Annotated in this window: 6 protein-coding genes and 5 tRNA genes; 8 read left to right on the top strand and 3 right to left on the bottom strand. The window is 43.8% G+C overall.

The window, feature by feature from the left end; translation table 11 throughout:
* The first annotated feature begins 77 nt into the window (after window positions 1-77).
* Window positions 78-154, top strand: a tRNA-Trp gene (locus KIT90_RS27705).
* Between the two features lie 563 nt (window positions 155-717).
* Here the strand turns inward: KIT90_RS27705 and pssA are convergent.
* Together pssA and KIT90_RS27715 are read right to left on the bottom strand one after the other, a co-directional pair.
* Window positions 718-2,058 (bottom strand): CDP-diacylglycerol--serine O-phosphatidyltransferase, encoded by a 1,341-nt coding sequence (gene pssA, locus KIT90_RS27710; RefSeq protein ID WP_122068645.1) that lies wholly within the window; start codon window positions 2,056-2,058, stop codon window positions 718-720.
* A gap of 71 nt (window positions 2,059-2,129) precedes the next feature.
* Window positions 2,130-2,561, bottom strand: coding sequence for a GNAT family N-acetyltransferase (locus KIT90_RS27715; RefSeq protein WP_199459505.1), 432 nt, complete (start codon window positions 2,559-2,561; stop codon window positions 2,130-2,132).
* Window positions 2,562-2,662: 101 nt separating this feature from the next.
* Between KIT90_RS27715 and murB the strand changes: the two genes are divergently transcribed.
* The gene (murB, locus tag KIT90_RS27720) at window positions 2,663-3,706 is read left to right on the top strand and encodes a UDP-N-acetylmuramate dehydrogenase (RefSeq protein ID WP_285379769.1); all 1,044 of its coding nucleotides are present in this window, start codon (window positions 2,663-2,665) and stop codon (window positions 3,704-3,706) included.
* Entirely contained in the window at window positions 3,703-4,668 is a 966-nt protein-coding gene (gene birA, locus KIT90_RS27725) for a bifunctional biotin--[acetyl-CoA-carboxylase] ligase/biotin operon repressor BirA (protein ID WP_285379771.1), read from the top strand. The genes murB and birA overlap by 4 nt, the downstream gene beginning before the upstream one ends.
* Window positions 4,669-4,688: 20 nt before the next feature.
* On the opposite strand, the gene coaA is transcribed toward birA, so the two are convergent.
* Window positions 4,689-5,612 (bottom strand): type I pantothenate kinase, encoded by a 924-nt coding sequence (gene coaA, locus KIT90_RS27730; protein WP_039989388.1) that lies wholly within the window; start codon window positions 5,610-5,612, stop codon window positions 4,689-4,691.
* A gap of 206 nt (window positions 5,613-5,818) precedes the next feature.
* Here coaA and KIT90_RS27735 point away from each other — a divergent pair.
* The 5 genes from KIT90_RS27735 to KIT90_RS27755 all read left to right on the top strand — a co-directional run.
* A tRNA-Thr gene (locus KIT90_RS27735) sits at window positions 5,819-5,894 on the top strand.
* A gap of 51 nt (window positions 5,895-5,945) precedes the next feature.
* Window positions 5,946-6,030 (top strand) — tRNA-Tyr (locus KIT90_RS27740).
* A gap of 35 nt (window positions 6,031-6,065) precedes the next feature.
* Window positions 6,066-6,140 (top strand) — tRNA-Gly (locus KIT90_RS27745).
* 13 nt (window positions 6,141-6,153) lie between these two features.
* Window positions 6,154-6,229, top strand: a tRNA-Thr gene (locus KIT90_RS27750).
* Window positions 6,230-6,330: 101 nt separating this feature from the next.
* On the top strand, window positions 6,331-6,436 hold a 106-nt coding region (locus KIT90_RS27755), incomplete at its 3' end, for a GTP-binding protein (protein ID WP_253819661.1).

Here is a 6,436-nt window from a genome sequence, read left to right on the forward strand (position 1 = left end):
GCTCCGCCACTTATTTCGAAGACCTCGCTTTTGCGAGGTTTTTTTGAATCTACAATGTGATAAGCTGTAGTTTCTACAGGGGTGTAGCTCCAATTGGCAGAGCAGCGGATTCCAAATCCGCGTGTTGGGAGTTCGAATCTCTCCACCCCTGCCATATTTAAGGCTCTAGTCTTTCGACTAGAGCCTTTTTCGTATCTGGAGAAAAGAATTCCAGCCTGTTGGAAGAGCAACGGATTCCTCTAATATCAAAATAGCGCGTAGTGGGAATTAGATCGCCAGCCTGCCCCAATCTCTGAGTCCAACCCCTGAAATATTTGAGGTTCTAGTAGAAATACTGGAGTCTTTTCGTTTCTGCCCTTTTCCTAGTTGTTCTTTATCTGAAACCAAAAAATGAATCGAATCCTTGGGGTTATCGCTTAGCCCTCCCGCGTAAAGTACTCAAGTCTCCCGATAGAAACGTCGAAGCTAGGAAACACTATACGTCTGCTTACTCGTTGGTTCGTCTAACAATTCCTTCCTAAAACAATTTAACGCCATAGGTTAATAGTCCTTTGAAAGGGTCAGAGGGAAGTGGACAGCTACGTTCTTTGGTGTTGCCGAGAATAGAGTAGAGTGCTTACTGTTTGCTCTCTATAGTGGCTTGCTAATCCCTGATTACAAGTAACAAAAAAGCCCAGTATGAAAATACTGGGCTTGCTTATAACTTAAGTAGACGTCTTAAAGAATACGTTTAAGCACGCCATCTGCTTTAATTCGTGTGATCTTGCGAACCAGCTTCTGAACGCTTACTGGGTAGTCTTCAACTTTTTCTAATTGTCTATATGTACAGATAAGCTGAGTATGTTCAAGAATGTTTGCAACTTCTTGCTCAAACTTGTCGGTCATCTTCGCGTAGTTATCTTGCACTAATAGACCATTTTCTAAGTCTAGAGACCATGCACGAGGATTCAAGTTATTACCAGTCATCAGCATGTAGCGCTTATCAACCCAGATACCTTTTAGGTGGAAGCTATTATTTTCATGCTTCCAAAGGTGGATAGACAGTTTGCGTGCAGCAATGCTTGCCTCGTTGGCTTTCGCAAATCGGCGTAAGTTGAGTTCGTATAGATATGGTAGGCCACCTATGGTCTTGAACTCTTCTTCCGGAGAGATGTAGAAGTCGTTTGCCGTTTTATCACCCACTACGATAGTGACTTTTACACCACGCTTCATTGCGCGTTTCACTTCGCGATTAATCGCTTTAGGGAAGTTAAAGTAAGGGGTGCAGATGAAAATTTCGTTCTGAGCGGCAGCAAGCAGCTTAACGATTTTCTGATTGAGTAAATTACGACGTTTGCCTAGGCCAACAAGCGGCGTGACTTTTACATCTTCTTCGCTAGCGAGCTCAGTTTCGAACTCATAGTTAGCGCGTGCTAATGAAGAGCGAAGTTGGCGGATGTCTGCTTTGATTTCTTTTGTTTCAGGCTTATCTTTGCCCGCTAGGTCGTTGACTGCAGGGTGAGCGATCATTTCGTCTTGGATGAATCTCACCATAGAGTCAGCTAATGTTTTGTGCTGAATGACATGGTAGCGGTCGAAGCGGTAACGATCGTTGTAGTGTAAATACACGTTATTGAGGCTAGCGCCGCTGTAAATCACGGTGTCATCAACGATAAAGCCTTTAAGGTGAAGTACTCCAAAGACTTCCCTTCCACGCACTGGAATTCCATAGACGGGAATAGAGTGTTGGTATTTCTTCGCGAACGCTTTGTAAAGTGCTGCGTTGCCTTCTGATGACTCTGCACCAATAAGACCTCGTTGCGCTCGGTGCCAATCTACACAGATATTGATGTCCAATCCAGGATTGCGCTGTTTCGCTTCATAGAGCGCTGTGAAGATTTCACGGCCAGCTTCATCATCTTCCAGATATAGAGCGACTAGGTAAATTCGCGACGTTGCTTTGCTGATCGCATCAAGAAGACGAGTTCTGAAAGTCTCTGCAGCATGCAGAACTTCGAAGTCTTCAGGCTTAACAGCGAGACTTGGCAACTGTTCGAATGGGTTCCTACTTACTATCATACCGGTGTGAGTACCTTAATTAAGTGCAATATTGCGAACCTGATATTTTACCAAAGATATGAATTCTATGGCTACAAAACCACGCTGTTTGGAGTGTCAGAAGTAATGAATTGCATTGGAATGAGATCTTTACCACTGTCTACATAGCGCAGATACGCCATTTTTAGAGAGTTGGGGAGTGTAGAGCTATCAATGGTTTTGAATCCGTGTTGAGTGTAATAGTGCTCTAAATGATTAAAAGCAAAGCAATAATCGCCATCGCTGAAAACTGTGTTTTCACAATGAGTAAGCAAGGCATTCCCTACACCTGTCCCTCTGTATTCAGGGACTACGAGCATACCTGTCAATAGGCGTGATTGCTCAATGGTCTTCAATCTTAGTAAAGCAATGATACTGCCCTCTAAGGTGGCGGTTACGATCAATTCGTCTCGCTTTGCTCTCCCTGCGGGATAATGAGCTTTGTACAACCTCTTGATGAGAGGCAGTTTGATCGGATTTAACACTTCTATGATTAATGAGCTAGGTATTGTCACTGCGGCTAAAAGATAACTAATGTAGAATGCTCATAGTTTAAGAGAATCTCATCTGGCGTTGCAAATCCACTATGGAAATTAAGAAACACGCGAGCCTTAAGGCTTTTCACACATTTGGTATAGAACAAACTTGTGCGTATTTAGCGATCGTTGAATCTGTTGACGACGTGATACAACTCTTCCAAGACAAAGCTTATCAAGACATACCTAAGCTCTTCTTAGGTAAAGGCAGTAATATGCTGTTCACTCAGCACTATGAAGGTATGGTGATAATCAACCGTTTAATGGGTAAAACCGTGACTGAAACGGATGAGCATTACTTACTGCATATTGAGGGGGGAGAAGATTGGCCTGATTTGGTCGAATGGAGTGTTAAGCAAGAGATGGGCGGCATGGAAAACCTTGCGCTTATCCCAGGGTGTGCGGGTTCGGCGCCAATTCAAAATATCGGTGCTTATGGTTTAGAGCTACAAGATATTTGTGAATATGTCGACATTCTTGATTTGGCTAGTTTTGATACTAAACGAATGAGTGCCGAAGAGTGCTTGTTTGGTTATCGCGACTCTATCTTCAAGCATGAACTATATGAGAAGTGTTTTATTACTGCGGTTGGTCTCAAGTTGCCTAAGCAATGGCAAGCTATTAATCAATATGGCCCTCTACAAAGTATTCCAGAAGAAGAGCTCAGCCCACTCGCTATTTTTGAACGTGTTTGCCAAGTGCGCATGGAAAAATTACCGGATCCTACAAAAGTGGGCAATGCGGGTAGTTTCTTCAAAAACCCCGTGATCAGCCAAGATCATTATGATCAACTCATTCAGAAACATAGCAACATGGTGGCTTACCCAGCAAAAGAGGGGATGAAGGTTGCGGCTGGTTGGTTGATTGACCAATGTGGGCTCAAAGGCGTGTCAGTCAATGGGGCTCAGGTGAACCCATTGCAAGCTTTAGTATTAACCAATGTAGATAATTGCAGTGCTAGCGATGTGGTCGAGTTGGCTTCTTTAGTGAAGAAGACAGTTTGGGATAAATACCAAATTGAACTAGAGCATGAAGTCCGCTTTATGAATAGCAAGGGCGAGACCAATTTAGCTAAAATTGAGGCAATGCAATGAGAAAAGAACACTCAGTAAAATTGCATATTCTCAAAGCGCTCAGTGACGGAGATTTCCATTCAGGAGAAGCGTTAGGGCAGGAGTTAGGTATCTCTCGAGCTGCCATTGCTAAGCATATCAAAGGGCTTAATGATTGGGGGGTGGATATTTACCGTATCCAAGGGCGAGGGTATCAGCTAGCCCAGCCTTTGCAGTTGCTCGATGAGACTCAATTGCAAGCTAAAGTAGAGACGCCAATAGAGTTGATCTCGGTTATTGACTCTACTAACCAATACTTGCTTGATAAAGTGAATGAGTCAGACAAGGGGCGAGTTTGTCTTGCAGAGTATCAGGCTAAAGGGCGAGGAAGGCGTGGACGCCAGTGGATATCTCCCTTTGGAACAAACCTTTACTTATCGATGTACTGGCGATTGGATGCTGGTATGGCTGCAGCGATGGGCTTGAGCTTGGTTGTTGGTATCGCTGCTGTAGAGGCAATAGAAAGCCTTGGTATCGATGGCGTCAAATTGAAGTGGCCGAATGACATCTATTACCAAGATAAGAAATTGGCGGGTATTTTGGTGGAAATGTCGGGTCAAGCCGGTGGAGCTGCGCATTTGGTGATCGGCATGGGGTTAAATATCGGAATGCCAGATATGCAGCCAGAAATTGATCAACCTTGGACGACTCTGAACCAAGTGAGTGATGATGTTTTGATTGACCGCACTCAGCTAGCGATAAAGCTAATCGAGCATTGGAAAAACGCGCTAGAAGAATATGAAATGGCGGGATTGGCAGGTTTTGTTGACCGCTGGAATCGTTTAGATAATTTTATTGGACGCTCAGTTAAACTGTTGATGGGGCCAAGAGAGATTCATGGCATAGTGAAGGGCATCGACCAGCAAGGTGGGGTAGTGCTTGAAACTGAAAATGGATTGGAGACCTATGTTGGCGGAGAGATCTCCTTAAGGAAAAATGACTAGCCCTGTCGTTAAGGGTAAGGTTACTTTCTCAAAGAAACCTTATCCACCAAATGGCTTGGGCCTTTATGCAGAATCAGATGAGCCCTTTCACGAGTTGGAAGGATATTGTGTTCTAAGTTCAGCCCGTTGATTGAATGCCATATGTCTTTAGCTTTATTTTTCGCCTCTTCTACAGATAGCTGGGTATAGTGGCTAAAGTATGAGCCTGGCTTAGTAAAGGCACCTCTACGAAACTTCAAGAATCTTTCTATATACCATTGCTCGATGGTGTCTGTTTCTGCATCCACATAGATAGAAAAATCTAGGAAATCAGAAACAAATACGCGATGCGGATCGTGCGGGTAATCCATACCGCTTTGTAAAACGTTTAACCCTTCAATGATTAACACATCAGGACGATCCACTTTTTTCTTTTCGTCTGTAATGTCGTAAGTGATATGCGAATAGACAGGCACTTCTAAGTTAGGCTGGCCAGCTTTTACATCAGAAACAAATTCTACCAAGCGTTTGATATCGTAAGACTCGGGAAAGCCTTTACGATGCATGATGCCTTTATCTTCCAATACTTTCTTTGGATATAAGAAACCGTCTGTTGTCACTAAGGCCACTTTAGGGTGGTTCTCCCAGCGAGATAGCAGAGCCTTAAGAAGTCTCGCTGTCGTGCTTTTTCCTACTGCAACACTTCCCGCAATACCAATCACGAATGGCGGAGCGTGCTCTTCCGTATTTAGGAATTCCTGTAGAACGGAGTTGCGACTTTGGCGAGCTTGAACGTATAAATTCAATAGACGAGACAAAGGAAGGTAGATCTCTACCGCTTCCTCCATAGTGAGGTTTTCATTAATGCCTTGAAGCGCTTTTAAGTCGTCTTCAGAGAGTGTCATTGGAACAGAATTACGTAACTCTGCCCATTCAGCACGGTCAAATGACAAAAATGGACTCATGGATCTCTTTTATCCTTGGTTTCATAGAGAGCAAGAACATACAACAAGCTCCGAGCAAAGCAAACGACAAAGCTCGAAAGTTTGCTTTAAAAAGCGAGGTTTGTATGATTTTGCAGCAATCGATTCTAAAAAGTCGAATTTTACGATTTTTTTTAAAATAGCTATTGCAACCTAGAAAATCATTCAATAGAATGCGCACCACTTATGCCGACTTAGCTCAGTAGGTAGAGCAACTGACTTGTAATCAGTAGGTCACCAGTTCGATTCCGGTAGTCGGCACCATTCTTTCCTGTTTCATTAGAAGCAATTGTAGTAAGAATGGCATGAAATTTTGGAGGGGTTCCCGAGTGGCCAAAGGGAGCAGACTGTAAATCTGCCGGCACTGCCTTCGATGGTTCGAATCCGTCCCCCTCCACCATATTCTTTAGGAAATAGCTCTCAGAGTTACGTGTTGCGGGCATCGTATAATGGCTATTACCTCAGCCTTCCAAGCTGATGATGCGGGTTCGATTCCCGCTGCCCGCTCCACTCTAATTTGAGTGCTGATATAGCTCAGGTGGTAGAGCGCATCCTTGGTAAGGATGAGGTCGGCAGTTCGAGTCTGCCTATCAGCACCAGCTCTTAAAGTTATTTCCTTTTGATATAAGATTTACCAATTATCTTTTTTGGTTGCGTGGTCAATTCGGGCCACCTAAATCCGTACCTAGAGGGACTACTCATGTCTAAAGAAAAATTTGAACGTGTAAAACCGCACGTAAACGTTGGTACTATCGGCCACGTTGACCACGGTAAAACTACTCTAACAGCTGCTATCTGTACAACAC

It is taken from the genome of Vibrio sp. B172a (genome assembly GCF_030248355.1).
Classification (GTDB): domain Bacteria; phylum Pseudomonadota; class Gammaproteobacteria; order Enterobacterales; family Vibrionaceae; genus Vibrio; species Vibrio owensii.

Excerpts from the sequence above, each read along its gene's own strand:
- murB (WP_285379769.1), top strand. The coding sequence starts at position 2,663 with ATGGAAATTAAGAAACACGCGAGCCTTAAGGCTTTTCACACATTTGGT.
- pssA (WP_122068645.1), bottom strand. The coding sequence starts at position 2,058 with ATGATAGTAAGTAGGAACCCATTCGAACAGTTGCCAAGTCTCGCTGTT.
- coaA (WP_039989388.1), bottom strand. The coding sequence starts at position 5,612 with ATGAGTCCATTTTTGTCATTTGACCGTGCTGAATGGGCAGAGTTACGT.
- birA (WP_285379771.1), top strand. The coding sequence starts at position 3,703 with ATGAGAAAAGAACACTCAGTAAAATTGCATATTCTCAAAGCGCTCAGT.